The organism is Bacteroides sp. 1001302B_160321_D4, from assembly GCF_015667765.1.
GTDB classification, from domain to species: Bacteria; Bacteroidota; Bacteroidia; order Bacteroidales; family Bacteroidaceae; genus Bacteroides; species Bacteroides xylanisolvens.
This window is the reverse complement of record NZ_JADPLO010000060.1, coordinates 1-25,104: the sequence shown is the minus strand read 5'-3', so window position 1 is coordinate 25,104 and position 25,104 is coordinate 1. Positions and strand designations below refer to the sequence as shown.

At 39.5% G+C, this 25,104-nt stretch carries 15 protein-coding genes; 5 read left to right on the top strand and 10 right to left on the bottom strand.

Annotated elements, in window-relative coordinates:
- Positions 1 to 20: 20 nt before the first annotated feature.
- Genes KFO40_RS19930 through KFO40_RS19910 form a run of 5 tightly spaced genes read left to right on the top strand, consistent with a single transcriptional unit; the run spans position 21 to position 8,183 of the window.
- Positions 21 to 2,024: a glycoside hydrolase family 97 protein gene (locus KFO40_RS19930; RefSeq protein ID WP_128858659.1), complete on the top strand. Its 2,004-nt coding sequence runs from the start codon at positions 21 to 23 to the stop codon at positions 2,022 to 2,024.
- 7 nt (positions 2,025 to 2,031) lie between these two features.
- Positions 2,032 to 4,215, top strand: a complete 2,184-nt coding sequence (locus KFO40_RS19925) for an alpha-N-acetylglucosaminidase (protein WP_141409158.1) — start codon at positions 2,032 to 2,034, stop codon at positions 4,213 to 4,215.
- A 21-nt stretch (positions 4,216 to 4,236) separates the two neighbouring features.
- On the top strand, positions 4,237 to 5,688 hold the full coding sequence (locus tag KFO40_RS19920; protein ID WP_128858658.1) for a calcineurin-like phosphoesterase C-terminal domain-containing protein: 1,452 nt from the start codon (positions 4,237 to 4,239) through the stop codon (positions 5,686 to 5,688).
- Positions 5,689 to 5,693: 5 nt separating this feature from the next.
- Positions 5,694 to 7,094 (top strand): DUF5009 domain-containing protein, encoded by a 1,401-nt coding sequence (locus KFO40_RS19915; RefSeq protein ID WP_211146728.1) that lies wholly within the window; start codon positions 5,694 to 5,696, stop codon positions 7,092 to 7,094.
- An 18-nt stretch (positions 7,095 to 7,112) separates the two neighbouring features.
- The gene (locus KFO40_RS19910) at positions 7,113 to 8,183 is read left to right on the top strand and encodes an SGNH/GDSL hydrolase family protein (protein ID WP_128858656.1); all 1,071 of its coding nucleotides are present in this window, start codon (positions 7,113 to 7,115) and stop codon (positions 8,181 to 8,183) included.
- Between the two features lie 699 nt (positions 8,184 to 8,882).
- On the opposite strand, the gene KFO40_RS19905 is transcribed toward KFO40_RS19910, so the two are convergent.
- From KFO40_RS19905 to KFO40_RS19860, 10 genes are all read right to left on the bottom strand, one after another.
- Positions 8,883 to 10,295 (bottom strand): DUF5009 domain-containing protein, encoded by a 1,413-nt coding sequence (locus KFO40_RS19905; RefSeq protein ID WP_141409156.1) that lies wholly within the window; start codon positions 10,293 to 10,295, stop codon positions 8,883 to 8,885.
- The gene (locus KFO40_RS19900; RefSeq protein WP_211146727.1) at positions 10,292 to 12,946 is read right to left on the bottom strand and encodes an alpha amylase family protein; all 2,655 of its coding nucleotides are present in this window, start codon (positions 12,944 to 12,946) and stop codon (positions 10,292 to 10,294) included. Before KFO40_RS19900 ends, KFO40_RS19905 begins: the two co-directional genes overlap by 4 nt.
- Positions 12,947 to 12,953: 7 nt before the next feature.
- Positions 12,954 to 14,387 carry a calcineurin-like phosphoesterase C-terminal domain-containing protein gene (locus KFO40_RS19895; RefSeq protein ID WP_151922954.1) on the bottom strand — a complete coding sequence of 478 codons (1,434 nt, stop codon included), beginning with the start codon at positions 14,385 to 14,387 and terminating at the stop codon, positions 12,954 to 12,956.
- 22 nt (positions 14,388 to 14,409) lie between these two features.
- Entirely contained in the window at positions 14,410 to 15,813 is a 1,404-nt protein-coding gene (locus KFO40_RS19890; RefSeq protein ID WP_008644145.1) for an alpha amylase family protein, read from the bottom strand.
- Positions 15,814 to 15,866: 53 nt separating this feature from the next.
- Entirely contained in the window at positions 15,867 to 16,865 is a 999-nt protein-coding gene (locus KFO40_RS19885; RefSeq protein ID WP_008651675.1) for a phosphodiester glycosidase family protein, read from the bottom strand.
- 94 nt (positions 16,866 to 16,959) lie between these two features.
- A complete protein-coding gene (locus KFO40_RS19880) occupies positions 16,960 to 18,657 on the bottom strand; it encodes a DUF5018 domain-containing protein (RefSeq protein WP_004308394.1) in 1,698 nt (565 codons plus the stop codon).
- A gap of 18 nt (positions 18,658 to 18,675) precedes the next feature.
- Entirely contained in the window at positions 18,676 to 20,337 is a 1,662-nt protein-coding gene (locus tag KFO40_RS19875) for a RagB/SusD family nutrient uptake outer membrane protein (RefSeq protein WP_004307227.1), read from the bottom strand.
- An 18-nt stretch (positions 20,338 to 20,355) separates the two neighbouring features.
- Entirely contained in the window at positions 20,356 to 23,580 is a 3,225-nt protein-coding gene (locus KFO40_RS19870; RefSeq protein ID WP_008644149.1) for a SusC/RagA family TonB-linked outer membrane protein, read from the bottom strand.
- 52 nt (positions 23,581 to 23,632) lie between these two features.
- Positions 23,633 to 24,796, bottom strand: a complete 1,164-nt coding sequence (locus KFO40_RS19865) for an AGE family epimerase/isomerase (protein ID WP_008644151.1) — start codon at positions 24,794 to 24,796, stop codon at positions 23,633 to 23,635.
- 40 nt (positions 24,797 to 24,836) lie between these two features.
- Positions 24,837 to 25,104 (bottom strand): MFS transporter (locus tag KFO40_RS19860; RefSeq protein ID WP_211146726.1); only part of this gene is annotated, 268 nt, incomplete at its 5' end.

The window sequence follows — 25,104 nt, the reverse complement described above, 5'->3', positions numbered from 1 at the left end:
AACATAAAAAAGGAAAGAAGATGAATCGATTAACTGTATTAAGGAGAGTATTTTATATTCTGGGAATCACCAGCCTCCTTTCAGCTTGTAACGAGACTGATAATCTGGTACTAAAATCTCCGGATGGTAAAATACAACTAACAGTCACAGAAAATGATAATACAATATCATACGCAGTAAACAAAGAAAACGCCGCTATGATACTCCCTTCTAAACTGGGATTTATTCTGGAACATGAGGATAGTTTAAACCACTTTGTGATTAAAGGTACCGAACGTTCCTCTTTAGACGAGACTTGGGAACAACCTTGGGGAGAGAGCCGGTATGTACGCAATCACTATAATGAATTGAAGGTACTACTCCAAGAAACAGACGGAAAGCGCAAACTTAATGTAATATTCCGTCTGTTTAATGATGGTATTGGGTATCGTTATGAATTCCCGCAACAGGAATCCATGGATTCATTAGTGATTATGAGTGAAGAAACAGAATTTAGAATGTCAGGTACACACAAAGCCTGGTGGATTCCTGCATCCGATCCGTATTATGAGTGTATAGCAACCTTCTCTCCCATTAACGAACTAGACACCGTACGTACTCCTCTTACAATGGAAACAGCGGAAGGAAAGTATCTTACCATTCACGAAGCCAATCTGACAGATTATCCTAAAATGAATCTGACAGTCAAGGATTCTGCCACCCTCTGTGCTTCGTTAGTACCTTGGTCTAATGGAGTAGCAGCATATATCAAAGCTCCATTTGTTACCCCTTGGAGAACGATCGTGATTGGTGATAAACCGGGCGATCTAGTTACCTCCTATTTAATGTTGAATCTCAACGAACCCTCCAAAATTAAAGATACTTCCTGGATAAAGCCAGGAAAATACATGGGTATATGGTGGGAAATGCATTTGGGCAAAGGAACATGGTATTATGGTCCTAAACATAGCGCAACTACTGCCAATACAAAGAAATATATAGATTTTGCATCAGAGAATGGTATCTCCGGTGTTTTAGTTGAAGGATGGAATGTCGGCTGGGAAGGAAACTGGATGAAGCATGGTGATTCTTTAGACTTTACCAAACCTTATCCGGACTTCGATATTAAAGCAATTACAGATTATGCCCGTGAAAAAGGTGTGGAACTGATCGGACATCATGAAACGGCAGCTGCTACACGCAACTATGAGAACCAACTGGACAAAGCTTTTGCTTTCTATCAACAATATGGAGTACATGTTGTAAAAACAGGATATGTAAATCGCCTAATGGATTTTAAAGAAGCTCATGACGGTCAGTATGGCGTACGTCACTACCGGAAAGTAATAGAAACAGCTGCCAAATATCAAATAGCAATTGACAACCACGAGCCTGTTATGCCTACCGGTATTGAACGTACCTGGCCCAACCTTATGACCCAAGAAGGTGTACGCGGACAGGAACACAATGCGTGGTCTCCCGATGGAGGAAATCCTCCGGAACATACAACTGTTATTCCTTTTACCAGAGGATTAGCCGGTCCTATGGATTTTACATTCGGAACTTTCAATTTTGCTAACGAGGCATATCCGGGAACACGTGTCAATACTACGCTTTGCAAGCAATTAGCACTCTTTGTTGTTATCTACAGCCCTTTACAGATGGCTTCGGATTTACCAGAAAATTATAAAGGGATAAAAGCGTTTGATTTTATTAAGGATGTACCTACCGATTGGGATAAAACTTATGTCGTAGATGCGAAAATTGGTGATTATTCCGTATTTGCACGAAAAGATCGCAACTCTAGCGATTGGTATGTGGGTTGCATCACTGACGAAAATGCAAGAGAGTTGGACATTCCTTTAAGTTTTTTAGAGACGGAGGTAAAGTATATTGCTCAAATATATGCTGACAGTGATGATGCAGAATGGAAAACAAATCCGACTTCTTTTAAATATGAAGAAAAAACAGTAACGGCTTCTGATACGCTTCATGTCAAACTGGCAACAAGCGGTGGATGTGCTATTCGTTTTATCAAACAATAATATGATTATGAAGAAAATATTTAGTGTGCTCCTTTTTCTTGTTGTCATCTGCCAAATTCGCGCGGAAGATACAAATATCACTACCATGCGTAAAATGACACAACGGTTGTTTCCTCAACAGGCTTCATTTTTTGATTTTCGTCTGTTGAATGATACTTCTACAGATACTTTTACCATCAAAAGTGAAGGGAATAAAATTATTATTTCCGGAAATAATGCTAACTCTATGGCTGTAGGTTTGAATCATTATTTGAAAAACTACTGCCTGACTACTATCTCATGGTATAAGGATGATCCGATAGAATTGCCAAAGACTCTTCCTAATATACCGGCGGAAGTCACTATTAAGGCAAATGTCCCAACGCGTTTCTTTCTGAACTATTGTACGTTCGGATACTCAATGACTTGGTGGAAATGGAGTGATTGGGAACATTTCATCGATTGGATGGCTCTAAACGGAATTAATATGCCTCTTGCTATTACTGGTCAGGAAGCCATCTGGTATAAGGTCTGGAGTAAATTAGGATTGACAGATGAAGAAATACGTGGCTATTTTACAGGACCTGCACATCTTCCGTGGCATCGAATGTGTAATTTGGACGGCTGGCAAAGCCCCTTACCCAAAGAGTGGCTGTCAAGTCAGGCAGAGCTACAGGAACAGATCGTTGCCCGTGAACGTGAGTTTAATATGCAACCTGTATTACCGGCTTTTGCCGGACATGTACCGGCAGCGTTGAAACGGGTCTATCCCAATATAAAAACATCCAGAGTAAGCGAATGGGGAGGATTCGCCGATCAATATCGTTGCACTTTCCTTAACCCTATGGATTCTTTGTATGCGATCATACAAAAAGAATATCTTACCGAACAAACTCGTTTGTATGGCACAAATCATATTTATGGTATAGATCCGTTTAACGAGATAGATCCTCCTTCATGGGATGCCGATTCTTTAGGAATGATGGCTAAACATATCTACGAGTCTGTGGCTGCTGTAGATCCGAAAGCAATATGGCTACAAATGACATGGTTGTTTTATGCTGACATCAAGCATTGGACTACTCCACGTATAAAATCCTATCTTCGTTCTGTACCTCAAGACAAATTGATTCTATTAGACTACTTCTGCGAATATACAGAAATATGGAAACAGACTGATAGTTATTTCGGGCAACCCTATCTTTGGTGTTATTTAGGCAATTTCGGAGGAAATTCTTTCTTGTCAGGGCCAGTTAAATTGGTAAGTGAACGGTTGGCAGATGCTTTAAAAAATGGTGGCAGCAATCTTAAAGGAGTTGGTTCCACTCTTGAAGGCATAGACCTGAATCAGTTTATGTATGAATTTGTTCTTGATAAAGCATGGAATAGCGGTCAGACAGACAAAGAATGGTTCTTAAAACTGGCAGATAGACGGACTGGCAAGGTGTCTCCCGAAGCAAGAAAAGCATGGGAAATACTGGCAGAAAAAGTGTATATCCAGCCGGCACAAGTAGGGCAAGGCACACTTACCAATGCACGTCCTTGTTTAAAGGGAAATGGACATTGGACTACCAAGCCGACAATAGAATATCAACCCAAAGATTTAGTTGAAGCGTGGAGATTACTATTGTTAGTAAAAGACTGTCAACGGGATAGCTATGAGTTTGATTTGGTTAATATTGGACGACAAGTTTTAGGAAATTATTTTAATGTAGTCCGTGATGAGTTTACTCTTGCATATGAAGCCGGAGATATAATGATGATGAAAAACCGAGGGGATAAAATGAGAGAAATTCTTGCTGATCTTGATAAGCTCGTTAGCTGTCATCCTACCTTTTCTCTGAATAAATGGATCACTGACGCCCGCGATATGGGACACGATGCCGCTTCTAAAAACTATTATGAGATGAATGCCCGTTCTCTGATTACCATTTGGGGAGATAGCTATCACCTGACCGACTACGCCAATCGGTCATGGGCAGGACTAACCAATCAGTATTATTCTGTCCGGTGGGATCGTTTTATAAATGAAGTGATTAAAGCTGTCGAAAAGAAGAAGGCTTTTGATGAGGAAGTCTTCTTTAATGAATCACGGATGTATGAAAACGAATGGGTAAATCCGAGTAACAGAATCAACTATAACGAAGGTGGTGACGGAATAAAACTAGCCCGGCAAATCTATAAGAAATACGCAAAAGAAATCATTCGATAAATTTACAAAGTACACCTCAATATGAGAACAAATAAACTACACTTTTTTTTATTGCTTTTAATGTGCTTCTGCTTGAACTTTTCAGTTCAGGCAGAAGCCTCGATTCATATCATCAAAGGTAAAGTAACCTGCGAAGGTAAGGGGATACAGGGGATAATGGTTACCGATGGCCGTATATGTGTGCAAACTGATGCTTCTGGAAAGTATAATATACCAACTTTGGGAGACAGCCGTTTTGTGTATATTTGTACTCCTTCAGGTTATCTGACAGACCGGAAAGGGACTATTCCTTCTTTTTATTTACCAATCGATCATTCTAAAAAGCAAAACTATAATTTTAATTTAAAGAAGAATCCGAAAGATGATGCCTCTCATGTCTTTGTTACTCAATCTGACATACAGGTTACTTCCAGAGATGAACTGGCTATTTATCAGTATGTAGTGGATGATTGCAAACAACTTCTCTCTTCTTATGCAACAACTGATGTTTTTGGTATCGATTGCGGAGACATTGTAGGCGACCATCAAGAATTATATCCCGATTACCTGAAAAGAGCCGATCAACTGGATATACCCATTTATCGTGTAGTTGGCAATCATGATATGAATTATGACGGTCGTACTCATGAAACTTCCTACAAGACTTTTGAAGATACTTTTGGTCCTTCCTACTATTCTTTTAATAAAGGGAATGCCCATTACATTGTAGTAGACAACAACTTCTTCATCGGACGTGATTATTTTTATATGGGTTATCTGGACGAAAAGACATTTGCATGGCTTGACCAGGATTTATCATACGTACCGAAAGGGTCACTCGTATTCTTTATTATGCATATCCCTTCCCGTCAAACGGAAAAGCAAGAAGCTTTTTTGTATAACTATGATATGATTGGCAATCAGATGGTTAATGCCGGTGCACTGCATCAGATCTTGAAACCCTATAAGGCACATCTTATCACAGGACACACTCACTACAATCTCAATGTAGTATTTAATGAGAATCTGATGGAACATAATACAGCTGCGGTTTGTGGTACGTGGTGGAAAGCGGATGTTTGTCTGGATGGAACTCCGCGTGGTTATGGTGTATACGAAGTGAATGGTAACGATGTGAAATGGTATTATAAAAGTTCCGGATATCCTAAAGAACATCAGTTTCGCTCATATCCGGCAGGGGCCTCTAAAGAGCATCCGTCGGATATTATTGCTAATGTCTGGAACTGGGATAAACTGTGGAAAGTGGAATGGTTGGAAGACGGTCAATTGATGGGAAGCATGACACAATATACAGGTTTAGACCCATACGCATCAGTGGTATGTTCGGACCGGGAAAAGATGGTCTATACATGGATTACTCCAAGACCTACCCAGCATATGTTCCGGGCAACTCCTAAAAATAAAGATGCTCGTATAGCGGTTAAAGTTACCGACCGTTTTGGCAAAGAATATATTCAAACAATCAATCCATAGATATTATGACTAAACGTGCTTATGCTTTAGATGCCCTACGAGGATACGCTATAATCACAATGGTGCTTTCGGCAACGGTTGCGTGGAATTCTTTACCCGGATGGATGTATCATGCGCAAACTCCTCCGCCGGACAGAGCTTTCGACGCCAGTTTATCAGGAATCACCTGGGTGGATCTGGTTTTTCCATTCTTCTTGTTTGCAATGGGAGCAGCTTTCCCTTTCTCAATCAAAAAAAGATTTGAGAAAGGGGACACTAAGTTGAGATTGGTGTATGAAGCTATCAAACGAGGTGCACAATTGACTTTTTTTGCTATTTTCATCCAGCATTTTTATCCGCATGTATTGAGTAATCCACAAGACATGCGTGGCTGGTTATTGGCCATCCTTTGTTTTGTGATATTATTCCCCATGTTCATTCGTATTCCACTGAAAATACCGGATTGGATGCGTATAGCTATTAAGGTGGTAGCATATGGGATAGCTATTGTTCTGTTACAGACAACTCAATATGCAAATGGAAGAGTTTTTGATGTATCATTCAGCAATATTATCATATTATTATTGGCAAATATGGCTGTTTTTGGTTCAGTCATATATATTTTCACAATGCAAAGCCTCCGGGCGCGAGTAGGTGTATTACTGATATTGATGGCTTTGTTGTTGAGCGGACAGGTCGAGAATTCCTGGGCACAAGCTATATACAACTACACACCTCTACCATGGGCTTTTCATTTTGAGTATTTACAATATCTCTTTATCGTGATTCCGGGAAGCATTGCGGGAGAATATTTGATGGACTGGCTGAAGCAACACAATGATTCGTTTGTTGAATCTACCAATAAATGGAAAGCTATCGTAATGATTCTTTTGACATTAGCTATAATTATTGTAAATTTGGCAGGACTTTATACACATTGTACAGTCTTGAATCTGATAATAAATATTCCGTTATTGATAAGTGGAGTCTTTTTATTGAGAAAAGGCACAGGATTTATAAAGCTTTGGAGAGAACTTTTTACAGCCGGAGCTTTTCTAGTTATCCTGGGATTATGTTTTGAACCTTTTCAAGGAGGTATAAAAAAAGACCCCGCCACTTTTGGTTATTTATTCCTCACTTCAGGCCTGGCATTTATGGCTTTGTTGCTTTTTAATGTAATATGTGACTATTTTCGTTGTGTGAAGAGTACGCGTTTTCTCGTAATGCCCGGACAAAATCCTATGATGGCTTATGTAGTAGGAGATCTGTTGATTATGCCTTTGGTCAATTTATTAGGAATTGCATCATTGCTTGTATATTTCAACGAAAACGCATGGATGGGATTTTTACGAGGAGTGGTATTGACAACATTATCAGTACTGATAACTATGTTCTTCACCCGAATAAAATGTTTTTGGCGGACTTGAAACAATAATACTCAAAATATGAAAAGAAGAATCTGTATTTTTATAATGTTTTTTTCGGTGTGTCATATATATGCTCAATTAGTATATCATGATGCCTCAAAGTTCCCTTTATTAGGAAAAGCTACCGAAGCTACCGGAGCCCGATATGAAAGGTTCCCGGATTCATTGAAGAATATCTCCCGTGCTCCGTTATGGAATTTAAGCCGTAATTCTGCCGGAATGGCGATACGTTTTCGTAGTAATTCTACCACAATAGCCGCTAAATGGGAAACGCTCATCAATTTTCATATGAATCATATGACGGATACAGGTGCAAAAGGCTTAGACCTTTATTGTCTTCAGAAGAATGGAGAGTGGCGTTTTGTTAATAGTGGTCGTCCGGGTGGAAAAACAAATCAAGCAACAATCATTGCTAACATGCGACCGGAAGAGAGAGAATATATGCTTTATCTTCCTCTTTACGATGGTCTTGTTTCTTTGTCTATAGGAGTAGATTCGTTAGCCACCATCGATCAGCCTTTAATTGATTATCCGATCCGCAAAAAGCCGGTTGTATTTTATGGCACCAGTATTCTTCAAGGAGGTTGTGCTTCACGTCCCGGAATGGCACATACCAATATCATATCGAGAAGGCTGAACCGTGAATGTATCAACTTGGGATTTAGCGGAAACGCACTTTTAGACTTGGAAGTGGCCAAAGTGATAGCCGAAGTAGATGCCAGCGTTTTTGTTTTAGACTTTGTGCCTAATGCTTCTGCAGAACAGATGAAAGAACGAATGGAAGCATTCTATCGTATCATTCGTTGTAAACATCCGGCTACGCCAGTCATTTTTATAGAAGATCCTATTTTCACTCATACACTTTATGATGAAAGAATAGCTAAAGAAGTACAAAGAAAGAATGACACGTTAAAGGAAATATTCAATCGGTTAAAGAAGGAAAATGAAAAGAATATCATTTTTATCTCTTCCAAAAATATGTTGGGAGAAGATGGAGAAGCTACTATAGACGGTATTCATTTCACAGATTTAGGCATGATGAGATACGCTGATTTTGTTTGTCCAATCATTAAGAAAGCAATCAAATAAAATAGTGACGCTATCCACTCGGTATAGCGTCACTATATTCAGCCTATAGCGACACTATCTTGTTGACATAGCGTCACTATTTCCAATACTCTGGATAGATAGCTTTTTGTACATTATATCAATAAAAACAAATCTTCAAATACCAAAATGATAAAATATCATTTTGGTATTTGAATGATGCTATAATTGAATTTATTCAGGCGAACAGCCGGATATAGAAAAGAATCGCATAGATTAGCCATTAGTATTATTCAGAAATTAAAGAAATCCGTTCCTTATGGAGCATAATCATTATTATTTGATATCATGCATTGCATAGTGAATGTATTTCTAAATCTATTTATGCATTTTGTTTAATAAAGTAAGTTCATAAAAGCACTTCTAATAAATCAAGAAATCCTATTTTTATGAGTCAAAATAGCTTTCTTTAAAACGTACGTGCTGTTTCTTATAAACCAACCGTATGTTTCTTTAAAACGAACCGTACGTATCATTACAATCAACCGTGTATTTCCCACAAACAATACGGTAATTTATATGCAAATGCCCGTTCTTTTATTCGTAATTATGCATATAAATACCGTATTTCATTGTTTTCTCGCTCCACTTTCTTTCATTCACAAAAAGTGGGAAATAGTAGAATCAAAGAAAGAATGACAATATGTCGATCAATTTAATATAAAATAGTCACATTGATATTTATGTTCTCCAAAACCATTTGATTTTTGTGAAGAACATAGTTACTAAAACAGCTAAAGAAGTAAGGATTACTCCTTGAAGAAATCCCAACCAGGCATTTTGTTGAAAATAAGATAATAATGAAGCAATTCCAAGTATATTAGCCAAGGGCATAATCAACAAATCGCCAACCACATAAGCTATCATCGGGTTCTGACCGGACATCACCAAAAAACGAGTACTTTTGACACATCGGAAATAATCACAAACGATACTTAGAAATAAAAGAGCCAGAAAAGCCAACCCGGAAGTTACAAAGAAATAACTAAAAGTAGTTGGATCTTTTTTAATGCCATCCTGGAAAGGCTCAAAACACAAACCCAGAAGAAGTAAATATGCTCCTGCGTTAAACAACTTTTTCCATAATAGAGCTATTCCATCCACCTTATGTGGAAATACACACTTGCCAGTTAATAACAATAAAACAGTAACCACCAGATTAACAACCAAATTACGAGTGTATAGACCGTAAAGATTGCCAATGATGATGATAACGGATAATATCATTAGCATAATACTTATTTTACGATAAGGAGATGTAGCATAATCATCCGTCTCTTTTTGAAATGCTTTCATCCACTCCGCTAAATACTCACCGGCTATACTGCCGGGAATAACGATAAATAAGTATTTCAAATAGTCAAACCGATACATCCACGGCAAAGGAGTATAATTAAACACGCTCTGTGTCCACGAACTATCAACTGTACTTCCTAATATCATAGCCATCAACAATATCAGAATTCCTAAACGCATCCAACGATTATGCATTGTGAAAATGTAAAGGATAGAACCGAAAATAGCCATATTGGCTAACAGTAAAATTATGATGTTGCTGGAGAATAAGCTGAATGTTTTCCCATCTGCATAAGAAGTGGTAGCTAACATAATGGCAGCAACAATGTAAGCTCCCACTTTTATTGAAATATGTGCCCAATCCGGCATTTTTAAAGGAATACGCATGAACATGGGAAATAGAACAGCAAAACAGAGTATAGCCAATAACCATGCCCTCATATCTTGCGGAGAACTTAGCATATACGGATAAAAATGCTGGATGAAAATAGCAAAGAAGGTCAACTGAATCCCCCGTTTGACAGCTTCATAAACGAGTTTTAGTTTTGAATCACCTTTTTCAGCACGTTTCCTTATGGAAAAAGGAAACGCAGCTCCCATAGCGAACAGGAAAAAAGGAAACACAAGATCTACCCAAGTAACACCGGGCAACAGAGGATTAAACACATGATCCGGTGGAGGTGTTTGAGCATGGCTCATCCAACCGGGAAGAACATGCGTTACGATGGTAGCCGAAAGCACCATCGTAATAATTGCATATCCCCGTAAAGCATCTAAGGCTAAAGCTCTGTTGTTCATAAAGATCCTCCCTCACGCATTCCTTTTTCTACTTCTTTCCAAAGATTCTTTTGGATGATGTGTACTATATCAAACACCATTAGTCCATCCGATCGACGAAGGTTCATTTCTATTGTTTCGGACAATTTCCCCGGATTATCATAGAATTGATCCACCAAGATACCACCCATAAACTTGTTATCTTTAAGAATCTGACGCAAGTGCTGACAGGAACCTTCTACGCAGTACCATGTACCGGCCTGAGCTTGCGAGTCTGTCTCGTTCCAGATATTGCGGTTCGTTTTCTTGTATTCCTCTATCGTTATGTCTGTATAGTAATTTCCGGTTGCATACAAATCGATTAGTTCTGCGTATCCGTAATTTTTATATTCGGGAGTGGCCCAACTAAAGTCTTGAGCCGGATCATACTTTTTGCTAGCGAAATTAACTCCCACTTCGTAATAAGACGGATACCAAGCTCCGGTATATGTGCCAAAAGAAACTTTTGGATTGGCAGCCTTCACTTCCTTACGTGCCAATGCCATAAAATCAGTAATATTTTTCGTTCTCCATTCAATCCATTTATGGAAATACTTTCCCGGTTGTGTGATAAACTTTCCGTCCGTATTCTTCTTCCAAACAAAAATATCTTCGGGGAACTTAGACATTTTCTTACCTATATATGCTTCAAACTTTTCACGTGAAAGCGGCGAGAAGTCAGCTGTTATACCATCATAGCGTACGCGATCGAGCATCAGACCATCCAAATCAGGATATTTGGTCACTACTTCTTTCAATACATTTAGAATATGCGTACGATACTCCTCGTTCAAGGGATTAATCATAGCACCATATTTCTGTTTTTCTTCCGTAATCGGAATAATGCCTTTCTCGGGAGTATATACCATGGACGCCCAGTCCGAATGTCCGCTATACACCATTCCACGATCGAAATAATTGTGTCCGGCACAAAATACATTTAATGAAGCATGAACCTCAATCCCCAATTCATGCCCTTTTTTAATGAAGTATTGCAAATAATCAAAATTCCCGGCCTTTGCGCCTTTCCACTCTTTCATTTGTGGGGCAAACTGACTTTGATAAAGTACTTCTCCTGTAATGGGTCGGATGTCCACTATTGCATGGGTAAAACCTACTGATTTGATTTTCTCCAAATAAAAGTCAATTGAGTCTTTATGGCTGAAACGTTCGAAATTAGCTTCGGCATCGAACCACATCAGTGCAGGTTTCTTTTTGATTACGATCCGGAAAGGAGAAGCAGGAATCCCTGCATTATTGCATAATTCGCCCAACATATAATTCCGGAAACAATAGCGTACCTCTATCGGATCATTGATCGAATCATTCCAGACCTTTACGGTAGAAGAGCCATTGATAATTTCCGCTTTGGCTGGCCGGAATATGCCATCTGTCCCCACTATTTCAAACCCTTTCACGTTTTGATTTTCCGGGATCAATCCTTCTTCACCATGTTCAAAGTCTATTTCTACTACATTCCCTTTTACTCGGTGGGATTTGTATATAGGACCGGAATATTGAATACCTTTACGATGATACGTTTTTGCCAATGCCCAATAAGCCAGTCGTTCACCGACCTTTATCTTATAGGGCGAATGAATAAAGTTTTCACTCCCGGCATCACCTGTGGTCACCATTCCAACATTTGGAACAGCTGACATCAACTCCAACTGACACTGGCGGAACCAAGCCCAATCCAGTTTATCATTGCCTTCCGATTTCCATGGTGCAATCTGTACGTAATAAAATGGCATTTGGGGATTGTTGAAGAATGTTCTCCATTGAGAAACCATTGCAGGAAATAATCTCTTATATAATCCGGGATCGGGTGTGTTTGCTTCACCTTGATACCAAATCACTCCTTTAACAGGAAATCCTTTCCATGGATTCACCATTGCATTCCACAATAATGTAGGAGTCCCTGCCGTCCACCCGAACTCTCTCTGTATTACATCAGGCAATGCTATTTCCGGAAAGCCCGATAAAGTCTCTTTATTCATCCAAGCCTCTATTTTTGACATGCTCCAGGAACAATGTATCAGACCGACAGGAACATCCAAAGATTGCTGTAACTGATTGCCAAAGAAATAGGCAGTTGCACTGAAATCAGCAACATCTTCCGGAGAGGCTTCTTTCCATTCTCCGTCCACCCCAGCTTCCTGTGGAATGGTACTCCAGGCATTTTTTACAGTATAGAGACGCAGTGGACGTTTGGGATTAGCAGATACAATGTATGGCTGGGAACCAAACACAGGCTGTCCACGGAATCCTTTCACAGGCATTTCCATATTCGACTGTCCGGAACAGAACCAGACTTCTCCTATTAAAATATTCTGCAATGTGAGGTCCTCTCCATCCGAGAACGTAATACTATACGGACCTCCAGCTACCGGTGTTTGGAGAGAAAGTTTCCATTCACCTTTTGCATCAACGTTCGTTTGGATTTTTTTATTATTCCATGAAGCGGTAGCCTGTACACGTTTTCCCGAAGTTGCTGTTCCGGAAAAAGTAACTTCCGATTGTTGCTGTAACACCATATTATCCCCCCAAATGGAAGTAAGGGTTACTTTCGCTTCTGCCTTGAGGAGAAACGACAAGCATATCAATAATATAAAATATTTGGCTTTCAACATATGATCCTTATTTGTTTTCTATAACTTTAGTATACACGTTGCCGAAGCGATCTGTCACTTTCACTTCCATTTTAGCATTCTTATTGCGGGGAGTAGCATGAAAAAGATGTTCGGTAAGAACCGGGGAAATCCATTCATATTTCACTTTTTCTTTGTCAGAACAGATTGCTTTTGCTGCAGGATCATATCCTTTGTAGCGTTGCATTTCTCCCATTCGTTTTCCGTTTTCATACCATTCCACTTTCCACTGTTCATCCCAGTTCCATACATTAGCAATTATATCGGAAGGGTGCTCGTCAGATGAACCGGCTGGATATACATGTAACTGATGCTCTTTCGGGTAACCTGCACTTTTATAGATCCATTTCACTTGATTCCCGTCTACTTCATACACTCCGTACCCCCTCGGAGTACCATCCACATTGATGTCCGCACGCCACCAGGTACCGCATACAGCAGCCGTGTTATGCTCCATTAATGAGTCATTAAAACATACGTTTACATTAAAATGTGTATGTCCGGAAATGATGTGGGCATTATAACCTTCCAATAATTTATATAGTGCAGCTGTATTGACCGTTTCATCTTGATCTAGCGTGTTATATCTTAGCTTCTTCTGAAGACTGGAAGGAATGTGCATCACTACAAAGACAAGTTTGTCTTTGGGCACATAAGAGAGGTCTTTCTCCAGCCATTGGAAAGTACGTTCATCAATGTAACCTATATATTGATAATCACGGTTGACATAAAAGCAATTGTCAAGCACGATATAATGAGCATTACCTTTATTTAATGAATAGTAGATAGGACCGAAATAACTTTCGAAAGTGCGATAAGAATATTCAAAAGTACGCCCTCCATACGTCATGTCGTGATTACCAATTGCCCGATAGATGGGAATCTCTAATGATGATACCGTATCTATATAGGAAGGATATAAAGAAGGAGTATCTCCTACGATATCCCCACAATCTATGCCGAATACTTCTTTTTTGCCCATATACGGACGAATATATTCTTTCATATCTTGCAGATATTTAGCATAAGCCTTTACGTCATCTTCGGAAGTAACCTGCGCATCTGCCTGCACCAAAAACAAATGATTGATCTCATTTTGCGGATTTCTTACCAATTCGAAGTCGTAAATATCTTGCTTGGCCGGATTCAGCTTCTGATAGAATAAAGGTATTGTTTGTTCTGTTTTCGGTAAATATCCGGAAGGAGTGGATAAATAAATGAAACGAACATCCCTATTAGGGGGGAGAGTATATTGGCCTTGCTGGTCAGTCAAAACACAGTCTATTCCGTCGGTCACTACTACCCCCGGGACTCCTGTCCCATTACAGGTTACTTTCCCGCGAATAGGGTTAGAAGGAATCTGGGCTTGTAAATTCAAGCCCAGACCTATTAATAAAAAGAATTGTAATAAATATATTTTCATAATTAGTTGGTTAGTTCAAACCTCATTCTTCGATAGATTCCAGATATTTATCAAAGCCTGTTTTAAAAGCGTTCCAATAGTCGTATTTCTTAACGTGGCAAAGGTCGAAGGCAAAGAAGCCGTCACTATTACTGATACAAGCATCAATAGTATCCGGAATTTTTGCAGATTGTCCTCCGTCAGTCCATCCGGTACTGTTACCGATATCTGGTCCGCCTGCAAAAGGTACATCTCCTTGTAACAGTTCACGTCCATTCTTACAAAAACCTTCCATGGTCCATTCGCCACTTCCATATATATTGTTCACGGAAGCATAAGCACCCAAAAAGATATAGTCCAAATGGTCCGCATATCCATAATTCTTATAATCGGAAGTAGCCCATTTCGGATAATAAGCGGAGGTGTTGTATTTAGGGCTGGCCCAGTTCACGCCTGATGTATAGTATGTTGAATACCAGGCACCAACATAAACTCCAAACTTGATATTGTTATTGACAGATTTAACTTTCTCGCGTGCCTTTACTATGAAATCATGAATAACTTTCGCTCTGAATTCCAACCACTTCTTAAAATAAACAGGCTGGTCAGAAGGTATTTCATCCGTACCGGGTGCCATAATATCTGCCGGGAAGTTTGCTACAGTTTCACCGATGTATTCTTCGAACTTCTGTTTGGAAATATCTGAAAAATCGCTTTCTAAGCCATAGTCATCATAACGACAACGATCCAATATGATGCCATCCAAATCATATTTAGCCAAGTCGGCCAACAACTGTAAAACAAAGTTTTGTACATCATCATTAGCGGGATTGAAAAATTTCGCTCCATAATCGGTTTCATCGTCCAACAAATCCATCGTATTGGTTAGCCCGTCAGCTAGATTAGCTACACTAGCCCATCCTTTTTTTGATTCATCACGGAACAAGACTCCATCATGTCCTAAATTATACGGACATAAATAGCCTCCTACAAATGTATTGATAGAAGCATTCACTTTTAATCCTTGTATACGAGCCTCCTCAATAAATGCCTGTAAATAATCCCAAGTTTCCGTCCTTTCATAATAACTATATCCGGAATTACCCCATACATCCATACGTTTCACCTGATCTACAACATTAGTATTGAATAATACATCTCCTGTAGTGGGACGTACATCGACAATAATATCAGTGAATCCTGCCGCTTTTATCTTTTCCATATCTTTGGCTATGTTTTCCTTACTATTGGCATAGTCAGGAAAATTAGCAGCCGCATCAATCCAAATATATCGTGGCTTAGCTTCTGCAACATCCGGCTCGTCCGGCTTTTCTGTCGAATTATCGTTCCACGGCCATCCGGGAATTCCATCAGAATCATCACTACAGGAGGTTATTGTAACTGCTCCCAAGAAAGTCAGTATTAGTATTTTTAGAAATTTTCTCATATCATACTTGTTTTATTAGGTATATACTGCCTGATATATCCGCAGTACATTTTTTATTTAAGAGTGACTACTGATGCTACGGATCTTTCGTCTCCGCTGGAGTCACTTGTCTTGATCGTCTCTTGCCCATTGACTAACATGCAACTGGAACCACCGCCATCCAAATTGATAGCATCCGTACATCCCAGTGTTTTCATGATATTGGCTACATTTTCGGTGGTCATACCGGCAACTCCCGTTGTCATTCCATCTCCTTCACACACAAAAAGAATCATTTTCTTATCATTGGTGATACCAATAGCCGAACGAGGTCTGTTCGCCGTGGCGCCAATATCTGATAAGATTTCTTCTTCGTATGTATTCTTTATGTTTCCATCCAACAGAAGTACGGGGCCACCGCCTATTCCTGTTTTAGCATTTAAGACAGTTCCTGTAGACGGAAAATTTTCGTCAGGAGTTGTTTCTGATTTTACCGGTGAGGGCTCTGAATACCAATAAGTAACATTGGATAGTGTTGTGTAAGTCCACATTGATTTGAATGAGCCATCATTCATTTCACAGAATGCAGCTAATACAGGATACCAGAATGGACCGTTAGTCCAATCTTCTGCTGTTACATCATTGTTCTTACACACCATTTCACCGTTACGCCATATTAGGCTTAATGACCCCTCATAGAAGAAACCTCCATTGATTACAATTGTGGAGTTGTTCTCTTCATAAAATTCTTTTGGCTTTTTCAATCCAGTCTTTTCTCCTAATACACCAAATGCTGCCTTACTCATATCACCTACCGCAATATAAGCTATCGCTTTTTTGCCTTCCAGTGTTTCTGGTGATTTATATACGTTGATATGTTCAGGCAAGGTTCCATAAGTGCTTTTCACATTGGTCCAGCCTAAATTTACAATATCAGGATTGGCTTCAACAGGTTCAGTTGGAGTCTCCGGCTCCGCCCATGGCCAATCCGGGATATCAGTGTTATCATCACCACATGCTATGAAAAAAGGCAGTAATGATAATAACCATAACATTTTTTTCTTTGTTGACATATAGCTACTCCTTTAAATGATTTACAGATTTCTTTATCCCATATATGATGAATGGGTATTTTCTCATCATATATGAGATAAAGAGATCAATTAATTATTTGTCGATACAATCAAACTCATATCCTCCGATAACCTTACAGTTGTTATCCACGTAGTAAGCACGGAGCTTATATCCATCTGTTGTCGGAGCAAGCAATACATCACCTGTTGCAGCTACACCATCGGATGAATTGTATGAGGAAAGTGAAGGATTGAATGACAGAGCATCTGAAGTAGATATTGTACCAGTGAATGATCCGTCTGACGTTACATCATACATATATAAGCATGGAGTTCCACCCCATTGCGGGAAATGAGCTGTACATACCAATACAAGATATTGTGCATTATTAAAGCTTCTTGTATCCAGACAGTTGTTATTCATTGCCCAAGAATTACCATTGTCGGAGTCTTCCAGAGATTTACTTGCATTATTATTTGTTCCATTCACCCAATAAAGAATGTTAGAATCATAGTATGACAAAAAATAATCACTTTGAGCAGTAGTTCCTTTAGTCACAACTTTAGTGTTTGATGCGGGAGCTCCCCAATTACCTACACCATTCACTGTTACTACTTGAGGACTTCCCAATACACCGTCTGTTATAATCCAACGAACAAACTTATTGGAACCTGAACTGGCTGTTCCGTCACAAGTAGCAATAATAGAGGCATTAGTATTAATATCTCCTTGAACAGACACTTTCGTACCCATATCTAACCCTGTATTATTAGTATAAGTAGTCAATAAAGTTGGAGCAGTCGTAACAGAAGAAGTCTTATAGATTGAGAAAGACTTGCCATTAGTAGCCTTCGTTGCTAATAATATATTTCCCCTACTATCACTTGTCATACATCCTAAAGATGCAACACTCACACTACCCAAAGTTACATTACCAATCTTATTTCCCGTAGATGCATTGTAATATGCAGGAGTTGTGGTACCATCACCCAAGCAAACTACCAGATTATTTCCGGAAACAGCTAAAGAAGGTGCATTTGCTCCAGTCCAAGGTAAGCCGATAACTCCCATATCCAATTTAAATAATTCTGTCTCACTACCTTTTCTATATCCGTAAGGAATCTTATCCGGTACTGCTTTTTGAATAGTATAAGTTTGCTTTGTCACTCCATCGTGAGCAATCACTGTAAGCTCAACAGGTGAATTAAAATTAAGAGGCTCTGTTTTAGGATCCGGTGACATGGTCGCATGAGCCGACAGTGAATAATCTGCCAAGCAAGAAGATAAATCTTCCGCAGAGATTAAAGATACAGTTTTGTGGTCTTCATCAATAATACCTGTAATGTCTTCAGACGGTATTGAGAAACTTAATAACTGACACTTAGTAGACTTAACTCTTTCGCCTGTGATGCAGATTTGTTTCTTATATCCTTGAGCGTCTGTATAAGTGAAATAATTCTCTTTAGTCAGATCGAGAATTGAAAGAACCGGTTCAATAGTACAGTTTGGTGCCAACTTTGCCTGAATCCTCATCGCTTTCATATATTCTGAAGTTTCATTATCACTATTTTCCGGATAATACCATGGCATAGGAATTACATACTTATCTACAGAAGCATCTGCAATAGTATATACCACAGCCTCTTTATCCACGTATGGCCCAGAAGTAAAGAGTGCAGTCAAGCTCGTGATTCCCTGTCTGTCCGCAGTAGGAAGCACATATTCCGGATCCTGGCAAGAACTCGTGAGAGCCAAAATCCCTAATAATAGATATAATATATTCTTTTTCATAATGTTTTCATTTTAGATTTATTGCCATTCTGCATATTGAGTTACCGCACCGTTATTGTCCAACTCTGCCTGTGGCATTGGGAAACGATACATCTTAGTCGGGAAATTACGATCTTTATCATCACATTCTGTATAAATGTAAGTGAAAGACCCATTTGCATTTTTCTCTATTTTCATTCCATGAAGACGAATACCGGTAAATGCTGTCGCAGATAATTTCCAACGACGCATGTCCCAATAATAATGTCCTTCATAAGCAAGTTCTACTTTGCGTTCCTGACGGATGGCTTTCATTAAATCATCCCCACTTTTGTCTGTGTAAGACAATCCCACTCTGTTACGAATATCTTTTATGTCTTTATTTGCCTTATCCGTATAGCCATTCAGATGATAACATGCTTCTGCATGATTCAGTAATACCTCTGCGTAACGAATTTCTGTCCATGGCTGTGTACTGGCTTGTATGGAAGTAAAATTATGAGCTTCATCTACCAGTTTACGTAAATAATACCCGGTAGTAGAACGTCCTTCCGGTTTGGCATCTGTTTTCCATGCAGCCCAACCATCAGTACCGTTTACGAAAGATTCTATCGGTCTGCCTTTCCATGTTGCTCCATTATAGAGAATGGTAGCTTTAAAACGTGGTTCCAATTTGGCATAAGGAGGAGTCGTTGTAGTACCTTCAGCAGTATGCCATGCACTCCAATCGGGGAAGCCACTACCATCTGCATATTCATACGATTCAACCATTTCTTGTGTCGGGGTACCGAATCCTCCGGTCATGGAATTGCCGTCGAGCGCTTTATCACCTCCAGGAACCATATATCCATCAAAGTCATGAGTCACAGTGGAACTCTTATCATAACAATATTGTAGAATGGCTTCTTTGCTTCCTGCTTTAAAGGCATTTGAATAGTCTTCTTTTGCTTCTAATTCATAACCCATTCCCATCACCTTTTCAGCTGCAATACGAGCGTCATCCCATCTTTCCGCATACAACATAGCTCTCGATAACATTGCATAAGCAGCTCCGCTAGTTAAACGTCCGTTAGGAGTTTTATCAACAGGCAAATGTTCACCGGCATATTTTAGATCATTATATACAAAATTCCATCCGTCGGCTTCCGAACTAACTGGCATATCCTTTTTTATATTATCCAGATTCTCATCGTATATAATCACTTCTTTATAACGCTTTAATAAATCTGTATAGAGATACCCTCTGAAGAAACGCATTTCAGCTTCCAAGCGTTCTTCATCAGCCTGACCAAATGAAGCATATTTCTTTAATTTGTTGATACCTTCATTGACACGGCGCACATATTCGTACATCGTCCCCCAGTTGCCAAGGTAAGTACTAACATAATTCACTGTGAGAACAGAACCTCCATAAGCAATTTCACTAGGTATCTGACATTTAGCCATATAGTTGTAGGAACCATATTTAAGCTGATCTGTCAGAGCTTCTGTCATTCCTGCCAAACATTGTCCATCCCTGTAGGCTCCTAAATAATCTATATAGCGATAGAAATCGTTGACTGCCTGTTCTGCATAGTCGAGTTTACTCCATACAAGTTTATCTGATGCTCTGTCTGTTGGAGTCATGTCCAGATAATCACTACATGAGCCAAGCCCTAAAGAGGCTCCCAACAATATGATACTTAATACTTTTGTTTTCATAATAGAACTTTTAAAGGTTTAGAAAGTCAAAGTTATACCGCCCATAATGGTGCGTTGTTGAGGATAGTATCCGTTATTTACTCCCGGAGATTCAGGATCGATTCCATCAGGAAGACCGGAAATCGTGAATAAATTAGAACCTTCTACATAAATTCTAAGATTCTGAATACCGACAGGACTCATCCATCTCTTGGGGAATGTGTAACCCAATTGTGCGGATTTGAGACGAAGGTATCTACCGTTACGCAACCAGAAAGTGGAAGCTAATCCATTATCTCCTCCGTGTCCTTGATTACCCAGTGTAAGTCGTGGGAATGTTCCATTCGGATTTTCTACTGTATATGCATTCTGAACCAGATATAGTGGTGAGTTGGCTCCTTCTTTAAATGCCTGTGTCCAGACTGTATTATCGTCATATCCATTGTAATAAGTTCCTGTCAACGATACATCAAACAGTGCACCTCCAGTAAATTGTGCACTTAAATCGAATCCATTCCAAGCACAATTCAGGTTCAAACCGTAAGTTAATTCGGGACGATTGCCACGTCCAACACGTGTTCTGTCATCTTCGTCTATTTTACCATCACCATTTAAATCTCTGTATTTGATATCACCGACATTAGGACGAGTGCCATACCAGGCTGAATTGTTTATTTCTTCTTCTGAACGGAATAAGCCATCTGCAACCCACACAACAGAAGCATCGACACTACGTCCTGTGCGTTTTCTCCACTCTACTGTGTTCGGACTATCCGGATAACGGAGATAACGGTTTCTTGCAAATGTCAGATTGAAGCTTGCGCCATAGGAGAATGGCTTGCCTGCCAAGTTTAATTTATTACGATGGCTCACCGTTACTTCAACGCCTTTGCTATCCACCTTATTATAGTTGGCATAAGTATAATAATATCCTCCCATAGATGGGGGGTAATCGCCTCCCATTGCTGTCAAAATATCATAGGTATAATTATAGAATGCGTCAAACTCCATTCCCAACAGACCATTCCACATCGTAAAGTCAAATCCTGCATTGTAAGTTAAGGTGTTCTCCCAAGTTAGAGTAGGATTGGCAATTACAGAGGCGCGTAATGCTTGCATTACTTTTCCATTCAGAATTGTTTGGTATGCATTTTTGTTACCATCCATCAAATTGTAAGTACTAAGGAAAGCATACGGACTCACTGCATCGTTTCCTAATAAACCGACAGATGCACGTATCTTCATATCATCCAGAAATGTCAGACTAGACATAAAATCTTCTTTAGATATTCTCCACGCTACTGACGCTGACGGGAAGAATGCCCAACGTTTCCCACTAACATTGCCGGCAAATTTGTAAGAACCATCATATCGACCTGTAAACTCTGCCAAATACTTATTGTCATAGTCATATTTCAAACGAAAAACATAACCAATACTACGGTTTGCATCACTGTATCCCGAGATTGGAGAGTCTGCCGGTTGTCCAAAGCTCAATTCTGGTAGTTCAGAGAAACTCATGTTCTTATTATAGCCGGAGAAACTGTTTTCTTTATAATCCCGGATTTCTGCTAATACCATTCCTTCTACATTATGTTTTCCGAAGGAGCTTGCATAGTTTATGCTTCCTTGGCCTACCATTTGATGAGAACTATACTGTCCTTCACCTAAATTTATTCCATTTGCTGTGCCGCGAGGATCGTCTGCTTTAGACCAAGTCCAATCTGCTGTCGAAGTCGGCATTTTATGTATATATGTGGAGTAAGGTGTATTCAAATTCTTATTATGAGAAGTTGTATAGTCATAAGCTCCGGTTACTTTCACGCTCAAGCCTTTAACCCAAGGTACATTATATTGTAAAGAGATGTTAGTTTGTAAATCAAAGCTATTGGTATGTTTGTATCCTGATTCATAAATGGCAGCCAATGGACTGTTGGGCAGACTTGTGTTATTCTGTGTGGTAGCAGAATAAAGTCCGTCATATGTTTCCGGCAAATATGGATGCATCATTATAGTCTGATGAGCTACTGACAACCAACCTTGTTCACCCAATTCGGAATTAGAATCCGTACCGCCTGAAGCATATCCCGGAGTTTCACGTTTACCGACATTTCCTGCAATACCTAAACTTAACTGGAAGTTCTTAGCCAGTTGAGTCTCAAGATTAGTTCTTAAATTGTATCTCTTGTAAGAGAAATTGTCAATGTTACCTTTTTGACCTAAATAACCCACAGAAGCAAAGTAACGCATCTTATCACTACCTCCCTGTATTGTTACATTGTGTTTCTGATTAATACCGGTTCCGAATACTTTATCAATATAGTTAACATTATCCCATCCGTCAGTAGGATCACCATTCAACATAGCTTCCACATTCGCCTTTGTAAAAACGGGATTATATTGACTAATGTTTGAAATGCTTCCATTAGCCATTTTATCCATCATGTCAGCCATATTATAATAATATGCAAATTGAGGTCCATTCATAAACTGCGGGAAGTTTGCATTCATAGATGCTCCTATTGAACCATTATAAGTGATTTTGGATTTTCCTTCCTGACCTTTTTTTGTAGTTATAATAATAACACCACCGGCTCCTTTTAATCCATAAACAGCTGCAGAAGCTCCATCTTTCAAAACAGATACACTTTCGATATCATTAGGGTCAATATCATTAATAGAACGAGGCATTCCGTCTACTATATAAGTAACATTATAAATAGAGCCACGAACTCGTAATGTAGCCTGATCGTCTCCGGGTTCACCAGATACTTGAACAGATGAAATACCTGGCAAACGTCCACCTAAAAGACTCGACACATTGGTTGCCGGTGCTTTCAGCAGTTCGTCGCCTTTCACCGCAGATACGGCTCCGGTTAAAGATTGCTTCTTGGCAGTACCATATCCTACCACAATCACTTCATCCAAAGCTGCCACATCATCTTTCATAACCACATTAATGGTCGTCTGACCTGCTACCTTTATTTCCTGATCTGACATTCCAACATATGAGAATGATAAAATGTCTTTTGCGGTGGCCTGAATGCTATATTTTCCATTTACATCTGTAATAGTGCCATTAGTAGTTCCTTTTACGACAACACTTACTCCTGGTAGCGGTTCTCCTATACCATCAGTAACAGTTCCTTTCACTAAACTCTGTGCATGACTACTGATAGCACATGCAAATAGCGCGCAGATTGAAAACATAAATATTTTCAATATACGAGAGTTCTTCTTGATTTTTGAGTTAAACTCTGTCATAGAATTAATTTTTAGATTATTAATATAGATTGGTTAACATATCCATTATTGTTTATAGCTGTTCCAATACTTTCCAGCATTGGTATAACCCTCTTGGTACATGGAAACATCCTTTCCATTTTCCTCCTTTGAGTGGTAGTAGCACTTCACCTCTCCGATTTAAGTATCCATACCATTCGGGATGCTCTTTATCTTTAAAATGGGTCCATGTATAATCGTGTACTTTTTCAAACCATTCCAGACATTGGTTATCTCCGGTCAATTGATAACTTTTCAGAAGAGATATGAGTGTTTCAATATGCACCCACCAGAGTTTCTGGTCCCATTCCAGTTGTTGGGGAGGACAACCGTTACGATCCATAAAATAGTAGATACCTCCATATTCTTTATCCCAACCATATTCAAGCATTGTAAGAGTGATATTCTTAGCCTTTTCGATTAATTCCGGACGGTTTAGGCGTTTCCCTAAATCCATTATAAACCACATGGCTTCAATCGCATGGCCAGGGGTAATCTGCCGTCCTTCAAAGCAATCTATCAGATTACCATTCACATCTACATTCTCAACAATGATACCACCAAGTTCGGGACGATAGAAGACAGACATAACTTCATGAATACAAGTATCCATCGCTTGTTCCAAATAGTCCTTGCCTAAAATATGCTCAATTTCCATAGCAAGATTGCATAGTATCATCGGCAGGGCAAAGTTTTTCAGATTACGGGTATCTGGATGAAGCTTGTTCCATTTACCTTTCGGGTTATCTACTTTGGAAAGGATAATGTCGAAGGTTTTCTTGGCTATGTCAGCATATTCCTGATTACCGGTTGCAAGGCTTAATTGCCCGAAAGCCATGGCAGCGAATGTATACGAAAAGATATTGTATGGTTCTACCAATGGTCTACCCGAACGGTCAAGTGAAAAGTACCAGTTATAGTCTCCATCATGTCCGTATCTTTTTAAAAAATCACCACCTTGAACGGCACAATCAAGCCATTCCTTACGTTTTTCTACCTTGTTGTAAAGCATGGAAAACATCCACACCTCGCGACCTTGCAGCCAGATAAATTTATCTGTATCGAAAACTTTTCCTTCACGATCCAGACAGGTGAAGTAGCCACCATATTCATGGTCTTGTGAGTTCTCAAGCCAGAAAGGAAGAACATTATCCAAGAGTTCATCCTTGTATTGATTTGCCAGTTTCTTAAAATCCATACATCTTTTATTATTAAGTTATTAAGGTCTTTTTGTTTTACTATTCCGAACGGGTCCAATATCTTTCAATCTCTTCCAGCGACTTCCCGGTAGTCTCCGGCACGAGTTTCCAGACAATCAGCATATACGGCACGCACATGAGGGCGAACAGGAAGAATGTTCCGGCGGGGGTAAGGTTCTGGAGCATCCAGGGGGTCAACTGTCCGATCAGGTACGTTCCGATCCACAGAGCGAATCCTGCTATTGACATGGCCAGTCCGCGAACCTTGGTGGGATACATCTCCGAGAGGAGTACGAACACCACGGCA